Origin of the sequence: Cohnella sp. 56, from assembly GCF_037963805.1 — a bacterium.
Lineage (GTDB): Bacteria > Bacillota > Bacilli > Paenibacillales > Paenibacillaceae > Cohnella.
Genome location: NZ_JAZDQE010000025.1, coordinates 1 through 18,992, shown reverse-complemented (window position 1 = coordinate 18,992; position 18,992 = coordinate 1). Strand labels below are relative to the sequence as shown.

At 61.7% G+C, this 18,992-nt stretch carries 19 protein-coding genes; 10 read left to right on the top strand and 9 right to left on the bottom strand.

What is annotated here, in order from left to right; translation table 11 throughout:
* The first annotated feature begins 65 nt into the window (after nucleotides 1-65).
* A complete protein-coding gene (locus VQ071_RS27515) occupies nucleotides 66-1,160 on the top strand; it encodes a winged helix DNA-binding domain-containing protein (protein ID WP_340517840.1) in 1,095 nt (364 codons plus the stop codon).
* Nucleotides 1,161-1,174: 14 nt separating this feature from the next.
* On the opposite strand, the gene VQ071_RS27510 is transcribed toward VQ071_RS27515, so the two are convergent.
* Nucleotides 1,175-1,579, bottom strand: a complete 405-nt coding sequence (locus VQ071_RS27510) for a DUF6220 domain-containing protein (RefSeq protein ID WP_340517838.1) — start codon at nucleotides 1,577-1,579, stop codon at nucleotides 1,175-1,177.
* A 199-nt stretch (nucleotides 1,580-1,778) separates the two neighbouring features.
* On the opposite strand from VQ071_RS27510, the gene VQ071_RS27505 reads away from it, so the two are divergent.
* The 3 genes from VQ071_RS27505 to VQ071_RS27495 all read left to right on the top strand — a co-directional run bounded on the left by VQ071_RS27505 (nucleotide 1,779) and on the right by VQ071_RS27495 (nucleotide 4,653).
* On the top strand, nucleotides 1,779-2,468 hold the full coding sequence (locus tag VQ071_RS27505) for a response regulator transcription factor (RefSeq protein ID WP_340517836.1): 690 nt from the start codon (nucleotides 1,779-1,781) through the stop codon (nucleotides 2,466-2,468).
* Complete coding sequence (locus VQ071_RS27500; protein ID WP_340517834.1) at nucleotides 2,465-3,835, top strand: sensor histidine kinase; 1,371 nt, start codon at nucleotides 2,465-2,467, stop codon at nucleotides 3,833-3,835. The genes VQ071_RS27505 and VQ071_RS27500 overlap by 4 nt, the downstream gene beginning before the upstream one ends.
* A 356-nt stretch (nucleotides 3,836-4,191) precedes the next feature.
* The gene (locus tag VQ071_RS27495) at nucleotides 4,192-4,653 is read left to right on the top strand and encodes a DinB family protein (protein WP_340517832.1); all 462 of its coding nucleotides are present in this window, start codon (nucleotides 4,192-4,194) and stop codon (nucleotides 4,651-4,653) included.
* 303 nt (nucleotides 4,654-4,956) lie between these two features.
* Here the strand turns inward: VQ071_RS27495 and VQ071_RS27490 are convergent, their stop codons facing one another.
* Together VQ071_RS27490 and VQ071_RS27485 are read right to left on the bottom strand one after the other, a co-directional pair.
* A complete protein-coding gene (locus VQ071_RS27490; protein ID WP_340517830.1) occupies nucleotides 4,957-6,447 on the bottom strand; it encodes an Lsa family ABC-F type ribosomal protection protein in 1,491 nt (496 codons plus the stop codon).
* Nucleotides 6,448-6,713: 266 nt separating this feature from the next.
* Nucleotides 6,714-6,932 (bottom strand): hypothetical protein, encoded by a 219-nt coding sequence (locus VQ071_RS27485; protein ID WP_340517829.1) that lies wholly within the window; start codon nucleotides 6,930-6,932, stop codon nucleotides 6,714-6,716.
* 217 nt (nucleotides 6,933-7,149) lie between these two features.
* Here VQ071_RS27485 and VQ071_RS27480 point away from each other — a divergent pair, with 217 nt between their 5' ends.
* Together VQ071_RS27480 and VQ071_RS27475 are read left to right on the top strand one after the other, a co-directional pair.
* Nucleotides 7,150-8,040: a hypothetical protein gene (locus VQ071_RS27480; RefSeq protein WP_340517825.1), complete on the top strand. Its 891-nt coding sequence runs from the start codon at nucleotides 7,150-7,152 to the stop codon at nucleotides 8,038-8,040.
* Nucleotides 8,041-8,100: 60 nt separating this feature from the next.
* Nucleotides 8,101-8,643, top strand: a complete 543-nt coding sequence (locus VQ071_RS27475) for a glycosyltransferase family 2 protein (protein ID WP_340517824.1) — start codon at nucleotides 8,101-8,103, stop codon at nucleotides 8,641-8,643.
* 166 nt (nucleotides 8,644-8,809) lie between these two features.
* Here the strand turns inward: VQ071_RS27475 and VQ071_RS27470 are convergent, their stop codons facing one another.
* The 4 genes from VQ071_RS27470 to VQ071_RS27455 are packed head-to-tail and all read right to left on the bottom strand — an operon-like array spanning nucleotide 8,810 to nucleotide 12,080.
* The gene (locus tag VQ071_RS27470; protein WP_340517821.1) at nucleotides 8,810-9,526 is read right to left on the bottom strand and encodes an ABC transporter ATP-binding protein; all 717 of its coding nucleotides are present in this window, start codon (nucleotides 9,524-9,526) and stop codon (nucleotides 8,810-8,812) included.
* Nucleotides 9,523-10,884, bottom strand: a complete 1,362-nt coding sequence (locus VQ071_RS27465) for a hypothetical protein (RefSeq protein ID WP_340517819.1) — start codon at nucleotides 10,882-10,884, stop codon at nucleotides 9,523-9,525. The genes VQ071_RS27470 and VQ071_RS27465 overlap by 4 nt, the downstream gene beginning before the upstream one ends.
* Nucleotides 10,881-11,657, bottom strand: a complete 777-nt coding sequence (locus VQ071_RS27460) for a hypothetical protein (RefSeq protein WP_340517817.1) — start codon at nucleotides 11,655-11,657, stop codon at nucleotides 10,881-10,883. The genes VQ071_RS27465 and VQ071_RS27460 overlap by 4 nt, the downstream gene beginning before the upstream one ends.
* A gap of 51 nt (nucleotides 11,658-11,708) precedes the next feature.
* Nucleotides 11,709-12,080, bottom strand: coding sequence for a GntR family transcriptional regulator (locus VQ071_RS27455; RefSeq protein ID WP_340517815.1), 372 nt, complete (start codon nucleotides 12,078-12,080; stop codon nucleotides 11,709-11,711).
* 414 nt (nucleotides 12,081-12,494) lie between these two features.
* Between VQ071_RS27455 and VQ071_RS27450 the strand changes: the two genes are divergently transcribed.
* The 3 genes from VQ071_RS27450 to VQ071_RS27440 all read left to right on the top strand — a co-directional run bounded on the left by VQ071_RS27450 (nucleotide 12,495) and on the right by VQ071_RS27440 (nucleotide 15,172).
* A complete protein-coding gene (locus VQ071_RS27450; RefSeq protein ID WP_340517814.1) occupies nucleotides 12,495-13,286 on the top strand; it encodes a TerC family protein in 792 nt (263 codons plus the stop codon).
* Nucleotides 13,287-13,371: 85 nt separating this feature from the next.
* On the top strand, nucleotides 13,372-13,890 hold the full coding sequence (locus VQ071_RS27445) for a sigma-70 family RNA polymerase sigma factor (RefSeq protein ID WP_445293347.1): 519 nt from the start codon (nucleotides 13,372-13,374) through the stop codon (nucleotides 13,888-13,890).
* Complete coding sequence (locus tag VQ071_RS27440; RefSeq protein WP_340517810.1) at nucleotides 13,877-15,172, top strand: hypothetical protein; 1,296 nt, start codon at nucleotides 13,877-13,879, stop codon at nucleotides 15,170-15,172. Before VQ071_RS27445 ends, VQ071_RS27440 begins: the two co-directional genes overlap by 14 nt.
* A gap of 49 nt (nucleotides 15,173-15,221) precedes the next feature.
* On the opposite strand, the gene VQ071_RS27435 is transcribed toward VQ071_RS27440, so the two are convergent.
* Complete coding sequence (locus VQ071_RS27435; RefSeq protein ID WP_340517809.1) at nucleotides 15,222-15,515, bottom strand: transporter; 294 nt, start codon at nucleotides 15,513-15,515, stop codon at nucleotides 15,222-15,224.
* A 45-nt stretch (nucleotides 15,516-15,560) separates the two neighbouring features.
* Complete coding sequence (locus VQ071_RS27430) at nucleotides 15,561-15,875, bottom strand: hypothetical protein (RefSeq protein WP_340517806.1); 315 nt, start codon at nucleotides 15,873-15,875, stop codon at nucleotides 15,561-15,563.
* Between the two features lie 165 nt (nucleotides 15,876-16,040).
* On the opposite strand from VQ071_RS27430, the gene VQ071_RS27425 reads away from it, so the two are divergent.
* A complete protein-coding gene (locus VQ071_RS27425) occupies nucleotides 16,041-17,813 on the top strand; it encodes a glycerophosphodiester phosphodiesterase (protein WP_340517804.1) in 1,773 nt (590 codons plus the stop codon).
* Nucleotides 17,814-18,992: the final 1,179 nt, after the last annotated feature.

Sequence of the window (18,992 nt, the reverse complement as noted above, 5' to 3'; positions counted from 1 at the left end):
TCTCCGGTGAACGAGGCACTCGTGCATCGCGCGTCGGCGGATCGGCGGGGAGGGGGAGCATTCACATGACCAACGTTGCAATCGCCCGCGACCGGCTGCTGAATCAGCGTATTGCCGGCGGCCAGCTCGTCGGGCCCGAGCAGGTCGTGCGCCATCTCGGCGCCATGCAGGCGCAGGATTATCATCAATTGCTGTGGGCGATCGGCGTGCGTATGCAGCATGCCGCCGCAGGAGACATCGAGCAGTGCATAGCGGATCGCAGGATCGTGCTGACGTGGTCGCTGCGGGGCACGATTCACTGCATGCCGCCCGACAGCGTGCGATGGCTCCAGCGGCTATTAGCCCCGCGATTGCTGGCGCGGGACAAGCGAAGGCTGGAGCAATTGGAGCTGACGCCCGACATACTCGAACACAGCCGGCAGATCGCGGTCGACACGCTGCGCGGGGACAAGCGGATCACGCGACCGGCCTTCATGCAACTGTTCGAGGAGGCGGGGATCGGCACGGCCGGCCAGCGAGGCTATCACATTCTGTGGCATATGGCGCAGTCGGGCCTGATCTGTCTGGGGCCGAGGGAAGGCAAGCAGCAGACGTTCGTCCTGTTGGACGAATGGGTGCCGCCGGCCAGGGAAGTATCGGCGGAGGAGGCGCTTGCGCTGCTCGCCGAAGTATATTTTGGCGGCCACGGCCCGGCGACCGTTCACGATCTGGCATGGTGGGCGGGCCTCACGCTCAGTGAAGCCAGGAGGGGAACGGAGGCCGTCCGAAGCCGGTTGATAGCGGAGACGATCGACGGACAGGTTTATTGGTCGGCACCCGCCGAGCGATCCGGGGCGGGCGCAGTACCGTCGGGGGTATACCTGCTCCCGGGCTTCGATGAATTTTTTCTGGGCTATCAGGACCGCACCGCGGCGGTGAAGACGGAGTACACCCGCTATATCGTTCCGGGCAACAACGGGGTATTTATGCCCATCATCGTCATCGACGGACAGGTGGCCGGCATCTGGAAGCGCAGCATCGCCGCGAGAGGCATCGACATCGTCATGCATTTATTCCAGGAGGCCGCAGGCAGGACGGCCGAGCTCGTGGACGCTGCGGCGAAGTATGGCGAATTCATGGGGCTGCCGCTGACTTCGGCCGACGTCCGGGTGATGACGTGATCCTATTGCTATGTCTAGCGTGCCCGCCTCGGGAATACGCTTCGCGCTCCGCGGACGGTTACATGCACGGCAACCCAGAACATTACGGCTGCGATGACCGGGTGGAGGGCGCCGGCGCCGGAGACATGAGCGGTGAAGTATTGCGCGAAGATCAGCAGCAGGATGACCAGACTCATCCAGCGCAGTCCCGTCGGGAGGCCGCCCGCGAACGAGAAGATGAACAGCAGCAGCGGGAACAGCTCGAAAAAACGAACGAACACGACATGATCGTGCCAGTGCGACGCATCGACGAAGATGGCCATGCCGGCCAGAAAAATCTGCACGGCGACAGCCAAGGCGAACAAACCGGCCACGCAGACGTAGATCACGCCGCCAATTCGGCCGCCGCTGCGTTTGGACGCATCTATAGACTTTGACATATTTGGCATTCCTCCTGTCCGGATTTACCGAAGAAGCGGCCGCCATCCGCTTCCGCGTCTTTCTGGCTTTCATCGTAGCAGCCGGATGTTGTGAACTTGTTGCGATCGTTTGCGGATCTCGTGAATTTACGCAGAATCTCCTTTTCGGGCCGGTTAACCCGTATAATGTTGCCCATAAAGGGAGGTGCGGCGGGCGGACATGACGCGAACATTGCTGCTGGTGGACGACGAACGGAAGGTGCTTGAGTTCATGGTGCCCTTTCTTCGAAGCGAAGGCTATGCCACACTGACGGCCGAGTCGGGCAAGGAAGCACTGACGATGGCGCGGACAGCGATGCCCGACCTGGTGGTGCTGGACTGGATGCTGCCGGAGATGAGCGGGCTCGACGTGTGCCGGGAGCTGCGCCGGATGGGACCGGCGGGCATCATTATGGTGACGGCCCGCTCGGACGAGGCGGACAAGATCGTCGGGCTCGAGGTCGGCGCCGACGACTATATCGTCAAGCCGTTCTCGCTGCGGGAGCTTGCCGCCAGGATTCGTTCCGTACTGCGCCGGCTCGACGGACATGGCGGCCGGTCGATGGCGACCTATCGGTATGGGGATCTGGTCATCTCTGAAGGGGAATGCCGCGTATGGAAAAACGGGCAGGAGGTGGCGCTCACCCCGACGGAATTCAAGCTGCTGCTGACCGTCGCCTCCCGGCCGGGGATCGTATACAGCCGTCTCCAATTGCTGCAGGCGGCACTGGCCGACGATATATTGAACGATGAGCGCACGGTGGACGCCCATATCAGCCGCATCCGCAAGAAAATAGGGGATGATCCCGCCCGCCCGACATTTATCCAGACGGTGTACGGCTTCGGGTACCGCTTCGGAGACCGTCGATGAAGGTGAGCCGCAAGCTGTTCCTCGCATTGGCCGCCTTCATACTGGCGATGTGCGTGCTGTTCGGATTGCTGACGCATTGGATCGTCAGAGCTTCGGTGGAGGCTGCGGTGGATTCGACGCGCGGCGAAGTCGTCGCCTCGCTGTCGGAGGCGCTGGTCGCGTACTACCGGGAGCATGGCGGAGCCTGGGAGGAGGACGCGGCAGCTGCGCTCGGAGACAGAGCGCCGGCCGGAGGAGATACGGGCATCCTGCTGCTGTCTCCCGACAATGAAGTGCTGCTGCATCAAGGGCCGCCCGCCGGGACGCTGATCCGGCGGCTCGGCATTCGCAGCACGCTTCGCTGGGACGGTCAAGCGATCGGCTCGCTCTATTACTACGACCCGGATGTCGCCATGCTGACGAAGCTTCGGATCGGCCTCCCGATTTCCATCTTGACGCTGCTCGTTCCGGGCGCAATCTTGTTTATCGGCATCGGTCTGGTCGTAGCCTGGCGGCTGTCGCGGCGTCTGACCGCAGCCCTGCGCCAGCTGATGCCGGTCATCGATCGGCTTGGCCGCGGCGAATACGGCGTGCAGGCGCCCGTCGTCACGCGGGACGAATATGGGCAAGTCGCCGACGCCTTCAACCGGATGTCCCGGCTTCTGCAGGAGGCCGAGGCCAGCCGCCGGCAATGGGTGGCGGATGTGGCGCATGAGCTGCGCACGCCGATCACCGTCATTCGCGGCCAGCTCGATCTGGCGCAGCACAGCGGCGATCCGGTCGATCCCGAGAGCCTGCTGCCGCTGCAGGACGAGCTGATCCGTCTGACCGGCCTGGTAGACGACCTTCATCAGCTGTCCCTGGCTGAAGCCGGCAAGCTGCCGCTCGAGCGGCAGCCGACCGATCTCGCCCTGTTGCTGCGGCGCATCGTCGACCGGCTGGCTCCCGAGGCGGAGCACAAGGGAGTCCGCTTGGCGTTTCGGTGCGGCACCGGCGCTGCCCTGCTGACAGCGGATCCGAACCGGCTGACGCAAGTTTTTCTGAATTTGACGGTTAACGCCTTGCGCTACACGCCCCGGGGCGGACAGATCGAGGTGGAACTGCTGGAGGAGGATGCCGGCGCGGGAGAGCCAGGCAGCATTGTCGTCGTCGTCTCCGACACCGGTCCGGGTATTGAGCCGCGCCATGCCCCTCATATTTTCGACCGGTTCTACCGGACGGATGAGGCACGTTCGCGCCATAGCGGCGGCGCGGGTCTGGGTCTGGCGATCGCCAAAGGATTCGTCGAGGCCCACGCCGGCACGATCGGCATGTCGAGCGTCGTCGGGGAAGGAACCTCATTTACGGTACGGCTGCCTCGTGCGCAGGCGCGCTGTTGCTCGGATTAAGGATTGGAGCGATCGGGATGAACGCAGAGGCTGCAGCATCCAATATCGTCGACAGTCTAAAGCAGATCGACGGCTTAAGCGCACTGTCGCTGGCGGTTCCTGAATCAGGTGTCGGGGCGATGGCATAAGCGATCGCGTCTTCCCGCGCATCCAGGAACGCGAAGAAGACTGAATCTCCCGTCGGGGAGGTTCGGTCTTCTGTCCATCGGTCAGCTGGCCGGATCGCCGAAAAGAAGGCGGCATCGCTGAGAGCTGAGCCGCAGGTCATGAATGCACTTGTCTATCTGGAAAAAGTTCGGGTGCTGCCGCGGGAAGCGACGAGCATCTGGCGAGCATCTGGTGAGGAGAGGATCAGCGTGGAGACAATTCGCCGTATGATCGAACATCAGCAATGGGCGGACCGGCGTCTGCTGGAGACGCTCGAGCAGGACGGAGGAGTTAGCCCCGAGGCGCTGAAGCTGTTCCGTCATATTCTGATCGCTGAGCAGGTATGGGCGGTGCGCCTCGAAGGCCGCGACAGCTCGCACCTGCAGCTGTGGGCCGGCGAGGACGATCCGGGCGCGCTCGAGCGTCTGCTTGAGGACAACGCGCGCTGCTACGACCGGATTCTCGCAGGCCTGTCCGAGGAGCGGCTGGACGAGCTGCTGGAATACCGGAGCCAGTCCGGCGCTCCGTTCAGCAACTCCATCCGCGATATTCTCGCGCATGTGGCGCTTCACGGACAATACCACCGCGGCCAGATCAACCGTCTGGTGCGGGAGGGGCATGGCGAGCCCCCGGCCCTGGATTATATTGTGTTTGCGAGAACGGATGCTTGATCGTAGCTGCGGCGCTCAGCCTGTACCTGGCATGGGACGTGATGCAGAGGGGATAGCCGGCATCAGGCTGCCGCTCTCTGTGCGATAGGTGCCACGGGAGACGGGCGCTGTGCCGCAGTACGGAAGAGGCTGCCGCAGAAGCGAGCCGGCTGCACCATTTTGGTGCGCTGGTTGTGCATCCGGGAGTGAGCGCATGCGCCAGGCCGCGGGCGAGCGTGCGAGCACCGCGAAGAACCGCACCAATTGGTGCGGTTCTCGTGCGTCTGAGCGCGAACGGCGACGGCGCTTGGCCCCGGCTGGGCACTATACGGGCGAGCGCAGCTCTACGGTCTTGGTCGCGATGCGGTCGCAGAATTCGCGGTCATGCTCTACGAACAGCAGGGTGGGCGCGTGCTCCAGCAGCAGCTCCTCGATCTGCATGCGGGAGATGACGTCGATGAAGTTGAGCGGTTCGTCCCAGATGTGCAGGTGGGCTCGCTCGCAGAGACTTCTGGCGATGAGCACCTTTTTCTTTTGCCCGCCGCTGTAGGAGGAGATATCCTTCTCGAACTGGACGCGGGCGAAGTCCAGCTTGCGCAGGATGGCCTTGAACAAGCTCTCGTCGATGCCGTATTCGGCCGCGTAGTCCGTCAGATTGCCCCGCAGGTGCGAGGTGTCCTGCGAGACATAGGAGATTTTGAGCTGGCTCCCGATGCGGACGGTTCCGGTGTGGGTCAGAGGCTCGCCGCAGATCAGCTTCAGGATGCTCGACTTGCCGGAGCCGTTGGGTCCGGACAGCGCGATCCGGTCGCCGCGCCCGATTGTGAAGCTCACGTCCTCGCACGCCGTCTTGTCGCCGTACGCGATCGATACATGCTCCAGCTCCGCCAGCCGGTCCTGATGATACGCCAGCTGCGATATTTTCAGGCTCTCCGCGCTCTCGATGTTTTTCAGCAGTCCGGCCCGCTCCTCGATCGCCGCCTGCTGCCTGTGCTCGGTGGCCTTGGAGCGCTTCATCATCTTGGCGGCCTTGTGGCCGATGTAGCCTTTGTCCGGCCTCAGGCCGCCGGGACGCGTGCCGTTTTTTGATTTCTCCACGGCGTCCGACCAGTCGCTCGTGCGCTTGGCCGCCTCTGACAGGCGTTTGATGTCTTTTTTGAGTCTCTCGTTTTCCGCGAGCTCGTAGCTATCCTCCCGCCGCTTGTTCTCCCACCACTCGGAGAAGTTCCCTTTTTGAATATCGATATCGGTCTTGTTGATCGACAGAATATGATCGACGCAGTTGTCGAGGAACGCGCGGTCGTGAGAGACGAGGATGAAGCCCCGCTTGGACCGCAGATAGTCGCTGACGAGCTGTCTGGCGTGCATGTCCAGATGGTTGGTCGGCTCGTCGATGAGCAGGAAGCTGTTCTCCTTGAGGAACAAAGCCGCCAGCAGCACCTTGGTCTGCTCGCCGTTCGACAGGGAGGCGAAGGGGCGGTACAACGCATCCTCCGATACCTTGAGCAGATTGAGCTCGCGCCGCAGCTGCCAGTCGGCGTAGTCCGGCACGACGCCTTCCACGACCTCATAGGTCAGATCCTCGGGATGGGCGACGGGAAAAGGAAAGTATTCGAAGCTGGCGGATGCCGAGATCTGTCCGGTGTATTCGTATTGGCCGAGCAGCAGGCGCAGGAAGGTCGTCTTGCCCCGCCCGTTGCGCCCTGTGAAGCCCAGCTTCCAATCGGTGTCGAGCTGGAAGCTCACGTCCTCGAATATGTTGTCGTAGCTGCCGTCGTAGGCGAAGGTCAGGTTGTTGACCTGGATGATCGACATAGGGCAGTCCTCCTGTATACAAAGATAAAAGCTGCAAGAAAGTTACTTCTCGCAGCTCAAATAGATACAGGAAAACCTGGCCGCCTGCGGCCGGATCAGCACCCGTCGATTGAGTGAAGAGAAACGTAACTTTCTTGCATGGCAAAGAATACGGGCGCGCGAACGCCGTCTTCCTCAGCACAGGCAAGAATCATCACATTCTCTCTTCAGCTCCATTCCGGTTCAGTTATCCGTATTGTAATTCAAAACGCGCTGCCGCCGCAACCCTAGAACAGTTTCTTTAACGACCCCAGCAGTTCGCCCGCGTGGTCTCCGGCCAGCCTGGCCTTCACGACACCGATGAGCGCGTTGACCTGATCGTTCGGCAGGTTAATGCCGACGGCCGACTCGATCGCAGCGGCCGGATCGTGCTGGAACTTGCTTGAGAATTGCTGGTCGCTCTTGATCCGGGACAGGATTTCCTCCGCTTTGCTTTTTATATTCATAGCATCTCCGCCTCCTTATCCTTTTTTAAACCCAGGCGGCATAGGCGAAGCACGAAGCAGGCATTAGATCGTCCGGTACGAGTCCTGATCTGGTGAACGATAAACTGCCGATTGACTTGTAGGGTAGGGGGCTATACTATTAAAGTTGTAAACGTAATGGCACGCAATATGGAAACCGGATTTCTATAGACACTGTAAAAAAGGAGCTGCTGTAAACGTGAAAAAGACCCTAATCCTCGTCGCTGCCGCCGCGCTCGCTATCAGCGTATTGGCCGCATGCGGCAAAGGGGACGACAGCAAGTCCGCGGGCGGCAATAAACATGCCGGCCATACAGCCGGCAGCGCGCAAGCAAGTGCCCACCACGGAGGCGATCATAACGAGCATGACGGTCATGGTGCGGAGGCCGCGTCCGCCACTGCGGATTTCCAGGTGTCGTTTGCCTTCCCGGCAGGCGCTGCCAAGGCAGATGAAGATACGGAATTGACCGTCCAAGTGAAGGACAAGAGCGGGAAGCCGGTCGATCGGTACGAGGTCAGTCACGAGAAGCTGCTCCATCTCATCGTCGTCAACCACGACCTGTCGTTTTTTAACCATATCCACCCGACGTTCAGGGGAGACGGCACCTTTGCGGTGAACACTTCATTCCCCGCCGGCGGCGAGTACAAGCTGTTCGCGGACTTTGTTCCTGCGGGCGGCGCCAACACGACGCTCAGCGATTGGGTGCAGGTGGCGGGCCCGGAGGGCGCGCATGCCGCAATCACAGCCGACAAGACGCTAGTGAAAGAGGTCGACGGCAAAGAAGTCGAGCTCATCATGAGCACGACCAAGCCGAAGGAAGACGTGACCTTGACCTTCAATATTCGCGATGCGAACACAAAGCGGGGCATCGATAACCTGCAGCCTTATTTGGGTGCGATCGGACATGTTGTCATTGTTTCGGAGGATGCGAGCCAGTACCTCCATGTTCATCCGGTGGATGAGAAGGCAACCGGACCGGATGCGGCGTTTGCGACTTCTTTTCCTGACAGCGGGACGTACAAAATCTGGGGGCAATTTCAGCACGATGGCAAGGTGTTCACTGCTCCGTTCGTCGTCAATATGAAGTGACGGGAGTAATCCCTTGTTTAATTTTCCAACTTCAGGGATTAAGTAAGAGGGAGTCATACTATGGGCCTATTTCTATGTGGGCATGGTCCGTATGACACCCCCGCCTCCTACATACATCATCCTTGCGGACCTCCTCACACGCTACAGGAGGATATCCATGAAGCCAGCCGTCAGTATCGTTGTCCCCTCTACAATGTCGCGGACTATCTTCCCCGTTGTCTGGATTCCCTGCGCGGCCAGACGCTCGCGGACATTGAGATCATCGCCGTGGACGACGGTTCGACGGACCGTTCGGCAGAGGTGCTGGCCCGCTATGCAGCCGAGGATGACCGGATCAAGGTGATCCGGCAGAACAACCAAGGCCAGGGCGCGGCGCGCAATGCAGGCTTGAACGCGGCCGCCGGCCGGTTCATCGGATTCGTCGATGCGGACGACTGGGCGGAGCCGGGCATGTTCGAGACGATGTACGCCCGCGCCCTGGAGACCGATGCCGATATTTGCGCTTGCGACTACAACACGGTCTACGATCATCGGGTCTTGCCGAATGCGCTCGGACTTGCGGAGGTTACCTTCAGCATCGCCGAGTGCGGCATCGACCGGTAAGCGATCGCGGACTGCCGGCGTAACGGGCAGGCCGGAACTGCGATACTGATGTTTATGCGTCACACGCCCTGCTTGTGCCTGGCCCAATAATGGGGAGTCCCAACAGGCAGTAGTGGGCGATAAACGAGTGCGAGGAAATGCAGAGAGGGAATAGAGCGGCAGCGGGCTATCGTATTGTGGTCCTGTCCCGCCGGGGCCGGGAACTGCGGGCCTCCTGCATGGCGTCCGTCAGGCTCTTGCCCGCCTCCCGCAGATCGTCCATGTAGTGGTCCGCCAGGATGAGGCCCTTGTGGAGGATGATCGCGCGGTCGATGACATTCTCGATCTCCTCGATCAGATGGGTCGTGATGAGCAGCGTCTCGCCGCCCGTCAGCTCCGACATCATGACGCGCAGCGATTCGCGCCGCGCGAAGATATCGTTGCCGATGAAGGGCTCATCCATCAGCAGGTAGTCCGCCCGCTTGGCGAGCCCCGCGCTCATCTCCAGCTTCATTTTCTGACCCTTGGAGAATGTGCCGATCCTGCGCCCGGTCGGCAGCTCGTACAGGGCCAGCAGGCGGTTGTAGTATTCGAGATCGAAGCCGGGGAAGAAGTCGGTCAAAAACCGCGCATACTGCAGCGGCGTGGCCTGGGGCGGGAACGTGCCTTCCTCGGAAATGAACGCCATGCGCTCATATTGCTCGGCGGCCGGCTTGCCGTCGATCGCGACCTCGCCTTTTTTCAGCTCGCCGATGCCCATGATCGACTTGAGCAGCGTCGTCTTGCCGCTGCCGTTGTCCCCGAGGATGCCGACGATCTCGCCCTTGCGGATCTTCAGATCGCTCGTGTACAGCAGCGCGTTGCTCGTCGGATAGCGCTTGTCGACAAATGTGAGCTGGATCATGACGTTCCCTCCGTATCCGTGTCCCAGGCGATCGATACATCCGCGAAGCGCCGGTAATCCAACTGCTCGTAGACAGAGTTGCTGCCGTTGGCCGGCATATTGACCAGACGGATGCTGTCGTCGTTCACATCGGTGAGCAGCTCTCCCTTGTAGGCCAGCGACTGGCGGTCATAGACATAAATATACAGATGTCTGGGACGCAGCCATTCGTAGGCAATGCGCGTATCGGAGTTCTGCGGCTCCCGCCGCGACTTGACCGCATACAGCTTGCCGTCGCGGTAGTACATGGCGGACATCGCGCTGTCCGTATCCGCTTCGCCGTCGTTCATGTCGACGTCGAACCGCTGCGCCAGCTCGATGCCGCCGCCCGCGAAGTCGAGGACGAGCACGGTCGTCGTCGGCCGGCCCGATTCGCCCGCAGCAGCGCGCTCGAAGGCGAGCGTCAGCAGGCTTCGCGACGCGTCGGGATGCGCCTCGTAGGCGGCACGGTTGCCCGCTGCGGCGGCATCGTCGGGAGCCGCGGCCGGGCGCACGTCCGGCACGGCGATCGCGCCGAGCTCGGCGCCGGTGTCCGGATCGTAGCAGCGGACGTGCAGCGCTCCGCGCTCCGCCGTGACGAGCGCCAGCTTGCCGCCGATCGCCTCGAGCCCGAGCACCTCGATCGCGCCGCCCTCGCCTTGCGCATTGGCGCTCAGGTCGATGTCCGCGAGCTTGCGGGGGGCGTACTCCTTTTTATCGATGCGCTGTTCCTGCCACCATTCGTAGAACTTGAGCTCATAGATGCCGCTCTGGCCGGTGAATTTGCCCGAGACGGGCGCCGTGAAGTAAACGCGGTCTCCGATCGTCGCGATGCCGTCCTCAAGCCGGTTGGCCAAGGCGGGTTGGCCGACGGGTCCGCGCTGGCCGCGGTAGGCGATCGACGGGCTTGCGTATGCTCGTTCTCCAACTCCCACGAGAGAGCCGTCCTTCGTCGGATAGACGATCACCTTGTAAGTACCATCGTCCTCGCGCTGCGCAGTGTACGTCTTCCCTTCGCCCGACTGCCCGAAGCCGCCATCCGCGAACGTCCAACGCGGCTGCTCGAGCACCTCCGTCCGGCTGGACACATGGCCTTCCTGTACCCGGAACGTCGTTCGGTGATAGCCGTCCTTCACGACCCCGCCGATGGACACGCCCTGTATCGCCTCTCGGCTGCCGGCCAGATCCTGGAGCCGGAGGGTCTCGTCGTGTCTCGCCGCGTACGTATGGATCGCGAGCCCGACGATCCATGCGATCGCCAGTGCCGCCGCCGGCAGCGCCCCGTGCCTGGCGATTCGCGCGATCGCTCTCATCGCGCCCGTCTCTCTCCAGCCGCTCATGCGACGGCCCCCCTTTTGACGATATGCAGCCCGTGCCACACGAAAAACCCGCCGAGCGCCAGCAGCAGCACGCAGTTGGGATACAGGCTGTGGGTCCCGATGTAGGTACTGCCGTTCTCGCTCAGGCGGTAGCTGATAGTTCTGAAGACGAACCAGAAGGCGGCGGCGACGGCGGCAAGCCCGTAATATCGCTTGCTGCGCTCGCAAATTGCAGCGTAGTACAAGCCGGCCGTGGCTGCGACAAAGATGCTGAGCGTAGAGGCGATACTGCCGGGACCGAGCGGCAGCAGCATCCGGAAATACGCCGAACGGATCATCGCCAGAAAAAAGCCGTTGTGCATGACGAACTGTCCTTCAGCGTAGCTGCCGACCTTGGCGACGTAGAGCGCATACCCGAGCCGGATGCCGATCAGCTGCGCTGCGAGCAGGCAGAGCAGGCAGCCCGCGAACACGATCAGCCGGCTGAAGTACAGCGCCTCGCGTCTAACCGGCAGCGTCAGGTACATGTATATGCTCTTGCTGCCCCAGTACGCTGCGTAGTTCAGCACGAGGAAGTAGGCGCATGCCAGCGCGAGCAGGACGGCGAACAGCAGGATGCTGCCGGACGAGGCGTACACGTCCTCGAACCTTGCGTTGACGGCGAACTCGTTATAATCCTTCAGCCGGCTCCGCAGCAAGAGCAGCGGCACGATGACGGCGGCGGCGCACAGCAGCGAGACGACCGGGAGCCACTTGGCGAATTCGTTGCCGATCAGACGGTACAGCCCTTTCATGCGAAGCACCTCAATTGTATTAGTCATATGGTACAATGGATTCAAAAAAATTTAATCCCAATGCTCGCCGATCAGGGCGACGACCGTCTTGAACGACAGATTGATTTCTTTGGCCGAATCGACGAACGACCGGACCAGCTCCCGCGTCAGTTCGTCCTCAATCCGCCGCAGTGTCTCCTCGTCCGCATATACGACGCTCCCCAGCGTGCTGCTCGTGCGCACGAAGCCTTCTTCCTCCATGAGCTTGAACGCCTTCTGCACCGTATTCGGATTGACGCTGAGCTGCGCGGCGATCTCCCGTCTGGACGGCAGCCTATCTCCGGATACCGCATGCCCGAGCAGGATCTGCCGCTTCACATACAGCGCCATCTGCATGTAGACGGGGTCTCTATGATTCAACTTCAGCTCGTAAAAGTTCAACATTCGCCGCTCACCCGCCTCATGACTCTATTGTATTATGCCTCTAGTACAAGGGGGCTGTCAATCCTGACTGTGCCGGCAGGGCAGCATACGGGGCGGGCGTCTGCATGCCGCCTTGTCGACCGCCGTGTCGGCGTCAACCGTTATAAATAATCGCTAACGTGATGAAACCTTTCATCCTACTCGCCGTATTCTACTTGGAAAACGAAGCATCCGCAATCGCATATGTAACCACTCCGAAGGGGAGTAGCTGCCACAATAAAGTCGTCAATACGAGAGCGCGCTCTCCGGCTTTGTTGGCATTGCCGATACGGCATTGTTAGCGAGACCTTTGCCCTTGAACAAGGCAGAGGTCTTTTTTGTTTTGTTCCGGGGGGAGAGCGGGCGGCGGGCGGACAATCACAAAGGAGGATGTCGATGGAGCTCGCACTGTTGATGGAGTATGGCTGGGTACTGCTCGTGCTGATTGCGCTGGAGGGGCTGCTGGCGGCCGACAATGCGCTCGTGCTGGCGATTATGGTGAAGCATTTGCCGGAGCAGGAACGCAAGAAAGCTTTGTTTTACGGACTCGCCGGCGCATTCGTGTTCCGCTTTGCCTCGCTGTTCGCCATTTCGTTTCTGGTGGACGTCTGGCAGGTGCAGGCGATCGGGGCGCTGTATTTGCTGTTTATCGCACTCAACCACATATTCCGCAAGGTCATCGTCAAAAAAGGCGAGCGCAATGCCGAGCCGCATACGGGCGCGACGCCAAAAAAGGCCGGGTTCTGGCCGACCGTCGTCAAGGTGGAGGTCGCGGATATCGCCTTCGCGATCGACTCGATCCTGGCCGCCGTGGCGCTCGCCGTCGCCCTGCCGGAGACGAGCCTGCCGCGCATCGGCGGCATGAACGGCGGACACTTCGCCGTCATCTTCCTCGGCGGCTTCCTCGGGCTCCTGATCATGCGCTTCGCCGCCAACCTGTTCGTGAAGCTGCTGGAGAGCCGGCCGTCGCTCGAGATCGCAGCCTTTGTCATCGTCGGCTGGGTCGGCGTGAAGCTGGCGGTGCACACGCTGGCCCATCCGTCGCTGCACGTCATCCCGCACGCCTTCGCGGAGTCGACGGGCTGGAAGCTGACATTCTATGCCGTGCTGATACTCATTGCCGTATGCGGCTGGTTCTTGTCGGGCGGCAAGGGAGCGGCTGGGGAAGCGCGCCGGAAGGCGTCGTGATCCGTTTAAAGCCATTTCATGCGCTCGGCCGTCTAATCATATAGAAGCAGGAGCAAGGGCGAGGCGGGTGAGGGATATTCTCGATTTGATCAAACGGGCGCAGCAGGGCGACAGCGAAGCCTATGCGACGCTGTTCGGGCAATATGAGGCGGAGCTGTACCGGGCGGCATACGTCTATATGGGCAATGCGGAGGATGCCCTGGACGTCGTGCAGGAGACGGCCTATCGCTCCTACAAGTCCATCCGGAGCTTGAAGGAGCCGCGTTACTTCAAGACCTGGCTCGTCAGGATCGCGATCCGCTGCGCGACGGACGCCTATCGCAAGCGAAGGCGCGAGGCGGCGTGGATGCCGTCGTACGCGGAGACGCTCGTCGCCCGGGACGAGACGGACATCCCGCTCGCGATCTCGCTCCAGTCGCTGCTCGAGCTGCTGGACGAGACGGAGCGGCAGGTCGTCGTGCTCCGGTATTACTACGATCTGACGATCCGCGAAGCGGCCGAGGCGATGGAGGTGCCGCTCGGCACCGCGAAGACGCTGCTGTATCGCGCGCTGGCGAAGCTCCAGCGGCGGGCGGGAGAGGAGGGGCAGGATGCCTACCGATAATATGAAGGCGCTCATGGAGTCGATCCCGCTGCCCGATGAGCTGCGTGAGCGGGCCGGCGCGGGCATCGCGGCGGCGGCGGCGGCGCGGCCGGGATTCGGGCTGCTGCGAGGACGGCGATCGCAGCGGCCGGCGCGGCGCCGCGCGCTGGCGATCGCGGCGGCCCTGCTCGCGCTGCTCGTCCTGTCCGCGGGCATCGCGAATCACGACCGGGTATGGGCCGCGCTGCGCAAGACGTTCCAGTTCGCGCCCGGCACGGGCGTCGTGACGGAGGAGGAGTCGCCGTCCGAGCGGTATGTGCTCAAGAAGCCGATCGTCCTCAAGGTATACAAGGGAGAGGTCACGATCACCGGCATGGTCGTCGGCGAAGACATGACGTATATCACGATGGCCGGGAAGCAAGCCCCCCGCGTCGAACAGCTCGATGTGGTCAATGGACAGGGCAAGCAGTACACAATCGAACGCTCCATGGGCTCATGGGGGGGCGACGAATGGACCGCTTCGTTCTGGCACAAGGGCAAGCTGGATTTGAGCGGCGAGGTCAAGCTCGTGCTGCCGCTGCCCGAGCCGGTCGAGACGAGCGCGGTCCTCGAGCGGGCCGATGGGGCCGCCAGCTATGCGGAGTTGGGCAAGACTGCGACGGCCGGCGGCCTGTCCGTGACCGCGATCGCCGACCGCGTAGGCGACCGGGCGCGCATCTCGCTCGTCGCGCCGCCGCAGGAGTCTTACTGGATTAATAGCTACGGCATCGGATGGCCGATTCGTTACGGCTCCGAGGATCAACTAAGTGTACAGGACGAAGCGGGGCGTCCGCTGGAGGTAACTTGGGTCCGGGGTACCGGCGCTCCGCAGAGCGAGCTGTACTTCCCGCTATCGGAGCGGCAGGGAGCCAAGTACGTCATGACGATTCCCGAGATCAGCGTCCTTTACCGGGGCGAGGCGACTGTGAAGGTGCCGACGACTTCGCAGGATGCGCTGAACAAGACGTTCGACATCGCCGGATTCCCCGTCACGATCACGAAGACGGAGCGGATCGGGACGGATGCGCTTCGGATTTATACGGATCTGCACTGGGACGCCAAGCCGGACAGGTCGCTTTACAATCTGGACATTGAAGGAAAGGGCGGTATGGCCAAGCTCAGCGAGTCGACAGGCGCAGTTGAGTATATGGAGTTCGAGATTAAACCCGACAGCAAGGAAGTGAAGCTCACCTTCGTCAGGCCTTACGTCGCGATTCGGGGACCGTGGACGTTCGAGTGGAGCGCGGACGAGATTAAGCCATAATGAAGCGGGCGCCGTTCGTACGCGGCGCCCGCTTTTTTTTGAGGGAAACTCAGAAGCAAGTGAACGACTCGATCCGCTGCAGGTCGATGCCGGTATACATCCAGAAGAAGCCATTCCACCGGAAGCCCGCCACCGAGGTGCGGCCGACGAACACCGGATAGAACCAGAAGCCTTGGCCGCCACGCGGCCAGACATACGTATTGCGGAACAGGCAGCCGCGGATCGCGCCCGGATCGACGGCCAGCGTCGATGCGTTGAGCGGTCTTGGCGGCACGGTCTGCGGCGGCGGTGCGGTCGGCGCCTGCTGCATGCCTTGCGGACCGAAGGGGGGCATGAAGGCCATAGCTATTTTCTCACTCCTCGTCGTGATGGGGATACTCGGCCGCGATTAGAGCAGCGAGATGGTCAGCAGGTTAAAGAGCACGAGCGGCAGCACAAAGCCGGGATTCGCGAACGGAACCGGAGGTCCGGGGAAAAAGGCGCGGGTGTCCGGTACGTTCAGGTACATGATGCCTCTGTCGCAGTGCATGAGATGTCCCTCGAACACCTCGCCGTCGAGCGTCTCGACCCTCGCCAGCTTGCCTGCGTGCTGGGCGCAGAGTCCATGCATATGATCTCTGACGGACTTCAGCGCTTGATGAAGATTGGAATCGCACTGATAGAGCGATGTCGGTGCGCCTTGCGCAGAATACTGCAAGCTCATGTCAATACCTCCGTCTGTTTGAACATAGATTAACGTATGCGCATGCCTAGTCCGGCGTTCCCGCAGCCGCACAATCCGTCGTCCGCCGAGCGGGAGACATGTTATGATAGGAGCACCCGGCAGCCGCCGGTTAACATACATTTTATAGAACTGGGATGAACCGTTATGCTTAACCTGCTGGTCAGAGCCTTCCGCGATTTTCGCGCCACCTATCCGAAGCTTCTGCTTTTCGAATATTTGTACATGCTGGTCACAAGCGCATTCGTCGTTCCCGTCATCACGTTCATGTTCAACCGGATTCTGACGGTCGTCGGCTCCGGCTCGCTGCTCAACGGCGATGTGTATCGGCTGGGTCTGAGCTACAAGGGCGTGCTGGGCCTCGTCCTCATCGGTCTGGTCGCCTCCTGCGCCGTGCTGGTCGAGCTGTTCGTGCTCGTCGTGCTCGTGCAGCAGCATTATTTCGGCAAACAAATCGCCATCGCGGACGCTGTGCTGACGATTCTGCGGCGGACGCCCCGCCTGCTCGGCTTCGGTATATTCCAGCTGCTCATGCTGCTGCTCGTGCTGATTCCGTTCATCGATTCGCCGCTGTCGGCTTCCTTCTACGCATTGTTCAACGTGCCGATCTTCCTGAACAACCAGGTGCTGGACGCATCCTACACGATGACCTTCGTCTATGCCCTGATTCTGGTCGGCGCGCTGTACGCGCTGCTGCGATGGATCTTCGCGCTGCACTTCATCGTGCTCGAGGGCAAGACGACCGCCCAGGCGCTCCGCAGCAGCCAGGCGCTCACCAGGGGTCGGCGGGTACAGATCTTCCTGTCGCTGTTCCTGTTCAATGCGGTCGTCTTCGCTGCCGGCTCGACGGCGATCAATTCGCTGTCCTACCTGCCCGCCTGGCTCAATATGAACGTGCTCACCATCTTCTCCAACCATTATTCGCTCACGCTGTCGACACTGCTGACGTACATGTTCGCGCTGCTGCTCCTGCCGGTCAATATCATCCTGCTGACCCGTCTGTACTACAACTTCGGCCGCTCCCAGGGCGTGAAGCCGGAGGATCGGCTGAACATCTACCGTAGCGGTCTCGGCAGGCTCGAACGCCGCATCGGCCGCTACCTCAAGGGATTGCGCAGAAAACGCCTCCTGTACGCGACGGTCGCAGTCGTCTATATCAGCCTGTCGGTATTCGTCGCGTTGAAGGCGAGCGGCAGTCTCGTCTATGCCAAGTGGAGCGTACTGATCGCGGCGCATCGGGGCGACACGGCGGGTGCGCCCGAGAATTCGCTGCAGTCCGTCCTCTCGGCGATCGACAAGGGACTGACGGCCGTAGAGCTGGACGTTCAGCTGACCAGGGACGGGGTGGTCGTGCTGAACCACGACGCCAATCTGCGGCGCATGGCGGGCGTGAACTCGCGCGTGTCCGACCTCACGTATGCGCAGCTCGGCAGACTGGACATCGGGGAGGACGAGAACGGCGAGCCGGTGCGGATCGCGACGTTGGGCGAGGTGCTGGGCGAGGCGCAGGGGCGCATCAAGCTGCTCATCGACCTGAAGCCGTACGGCGCCGGGGAGGCGCTGGCGGAGGATGTCGTCCGGCTCATCCGGGAGACGCGCATGGAGGAGGACGCCTACATCCAGTCGTTCGACGGGGCCGCGCTGCGGCATATCCGCGAGATCGATCCCGAGATCAAGATCGGGCAGATTCTGTACTTCGCGCTCGGCGACCTGTCGTCGCTGGACGTCGACTTCTACACAATCGAGCAGATCATGCTGACCAAGCAGCTCGTGAACAAAGCGCACGCAGCCGGCCGCGGCGTATGGGTATGGACGGTCAACGACAGGCGCGATCTGAAGGAAGTGCTCAAGTTCCAGGTCGACGGCATCATCACCGACCATCCCGTGACGGCACAGTCGATGGTCGAAGTGGACTTGTAGGGAGCGAGTTGGAGAGCGAGGGAGCGAGTCGGGAGTGAGCGGGGAGACGAGCTAGGGAGCGAGCGGGTGAAAACCGGGAGTGAGCGAGGAGATGAGCTAGGGAGCGACTGCGCAGGTGAACAGGCAAGCTAGGGAGCGAGCGGGTGAAAACCGGGAGTGAGCGAGGAGACGAGCTAGGGAGCGACTGCGCAGGTGAACAGGCGAGCTAGTGAGTCAATGAGTGAGCGAGTGAGGCGCCTCCGGATACGGGGGCGTCTTTGGCATGTGCGTGGTGGGTGAGAGCGACTCGGAGCATAGCGGCACGGGTGAGTGGTGGAAGTGCCGGCGATGGGAAGCACATGGGCGTGGTGGCGCGGCGGCGTTGCGAGTGGCTCGATAAGGTGGCGGCATATGGTGAAGGCGGACTTTTGAGCGCGGCATCGCCTCTCGTAGTACAGGCGATGTGTGGATCGGACGCCGGAGCGAGGCATCGCCTCTCGTAGTGCAGGCGATGGGCGAATTGGGCGCCCGGAGCGAGTCATCGCCTCTCGTAGTGCAGGCGATGGGTGAATTGGGCGCCCGGAGCGAGTCATCGCCTCTCGTAGTGCAGGCGATGTGTGAATTGGGCGCCCGGAGCGAGTCATCGCCTCTCGTAGTACAGGCGATGTGTGAATCGGGCGCCCGGAGCGAGGCAACGCCTCTCGTAGTGCAGGCGATGGGCGAATTGGGCGCCCGGAGCGAGTCATCGCCTCTCGTAGTACAGGCGATGTGTGAACCGGGCGCCCGGAGCGAGTCATCGCCTCTCGTAGTGCAGGCGATGGGTGAATTGGGCGCCCGGAGCGAGGCAACGCCTCTCGTAGTGCAGGCGATGGGCGAATTAGGCGCCGGAGCGAGGCATCGCCTCTCGTAGTGAAGGCGATGTGTGAATCGGGCGCCCGGAGCGAGTCATCGCCTCTCGTAGTGCAGGCGATGGGCGAATTGGGCGCCTGGAGCGCGGCATCGCCTCTCGTAGTGCAGGCGATGTGTGAATTGGGCGCCCGGAGCGAGGCAACGCCTCTCGTAGTGCAGGCGATGTGGAGTTGTCAAAAAAAGTGCAGTTTGAAAACACCCTCATACAGAAATCCCGTTACTAAGCAGCTTGTGATAGCATTCTTTCACGATAAATAGCTGGGGGCCATCCCCCTGGATTAGAAGTGTAGA

Coding starts and splice junctions, on each gene's coding strand:
- VQ071_RS27515 (WP_340517840.1), top strand. CDS start 66: ATGACCAACGTTGCAATCGCCCGCGACCGGCTGCTGAATCAGCGTATT.
- VQ071_RS27510 (WP_340517838.1), bottom strand. CDS start 1,579: ATGTCAAAGTCTATAGATGCGTCCAAACGCAGCGGCGGCCGAATTGGC.
- VQ071_RS27505 (WP_340517836.1), top strand. CDS start 1,779: ATGACGCGAACATTGCTGCTGGTGGACGACGAACGGAAGGTGCTTGAG.
- VQ071_RS27500 (WP_340517834.1), top strand. CDS start 2,465: ATGAAGGTGAGCCGCAAGCTGTTCCTCGCATTGGCCGCCTTCATACTG.
- VQ071_RS27490 (WP_340517830.1), bottom strand. CDS start 6,447: ATGTCGATCATCCAGGTCAACAACCTGACCTTCGCCTACGACGGCAGC.
- VQ071_RS27485 (WP_340517829.1), bottom strand. CDS start 6,932: ATGAATATAAAAAGCAAAGCGGAGGAAATCCTGTCCCGGATCAAGAGC.
- VQ071_RS27475 (WP_340517824.1), top strand. CDS start 8,101: ATGGGCCTATTTCTATGTGGGCATGGTCCGTATGACACCCCCGCCTCC.
- VQ071_RS27470 (WP_340517821.1), bottom strand. CDS start 9,526: ATGATCCAGCTCACATTTGTCGACAAGCGCTATCCGACGAGCAACGCG.
- VQ071_RS27465 (WP_340517819.1), bottom strand. CDS start 10,884: ATGAGCGGCTGGAGAGAGACGGGCGCGATGAGAGCGATCGCGCGAATC.
- VQ071_RS27460 (WP_340517817.1), bottom strand. CDS start 11,657: ATGAAAGGGCTGTACCGTCTGATCGGCAACGAATTCGCCAAGTGGCTC.
- VQ071_RS27455 (WP_340517815.1), bottom strand. CDS start 12,080: ATGTTGAACTTTTACGAGCTGAAGTTGAATCATAGAGACCCCGTCTAC.
- VQ071_RS27450 (WP_340517814.1), top strand. CDS start 12,495: ATGGAGCTCGCACTGTTGATGGAGTATGGCTGGGTACTGCTCGTGCTG.
- VQ071_RS27440 (WP_340517810.1), top strand. CDS start 13,877: ATGCCTACCGATAATATGAAGGCGCTCATGGAGTCGATCCCGCTGCCC.
- VQ071_RS27435 (WP_340517809.1), bottom strand. CDS start 15,515: ATGGCCTTCATGCCCCCCTTCGGTCCGCAAGGCATGCAGCAGGCGCCG.
- VQ071_RS27430 (WP_340517806.1), bottom strand. CDS start 15,875: ATGAGCTTGCAGTATTCTGCGCAAGGCGCACCGACATCGCTCTATCAG.
- VQ071_RS27425 (WP_340517804.1), top strand. CDS start 16,041: ATGCTTAACCTGCTGGTCAGAGCCTTCCGCGATTTTCGCGCCACCTAT.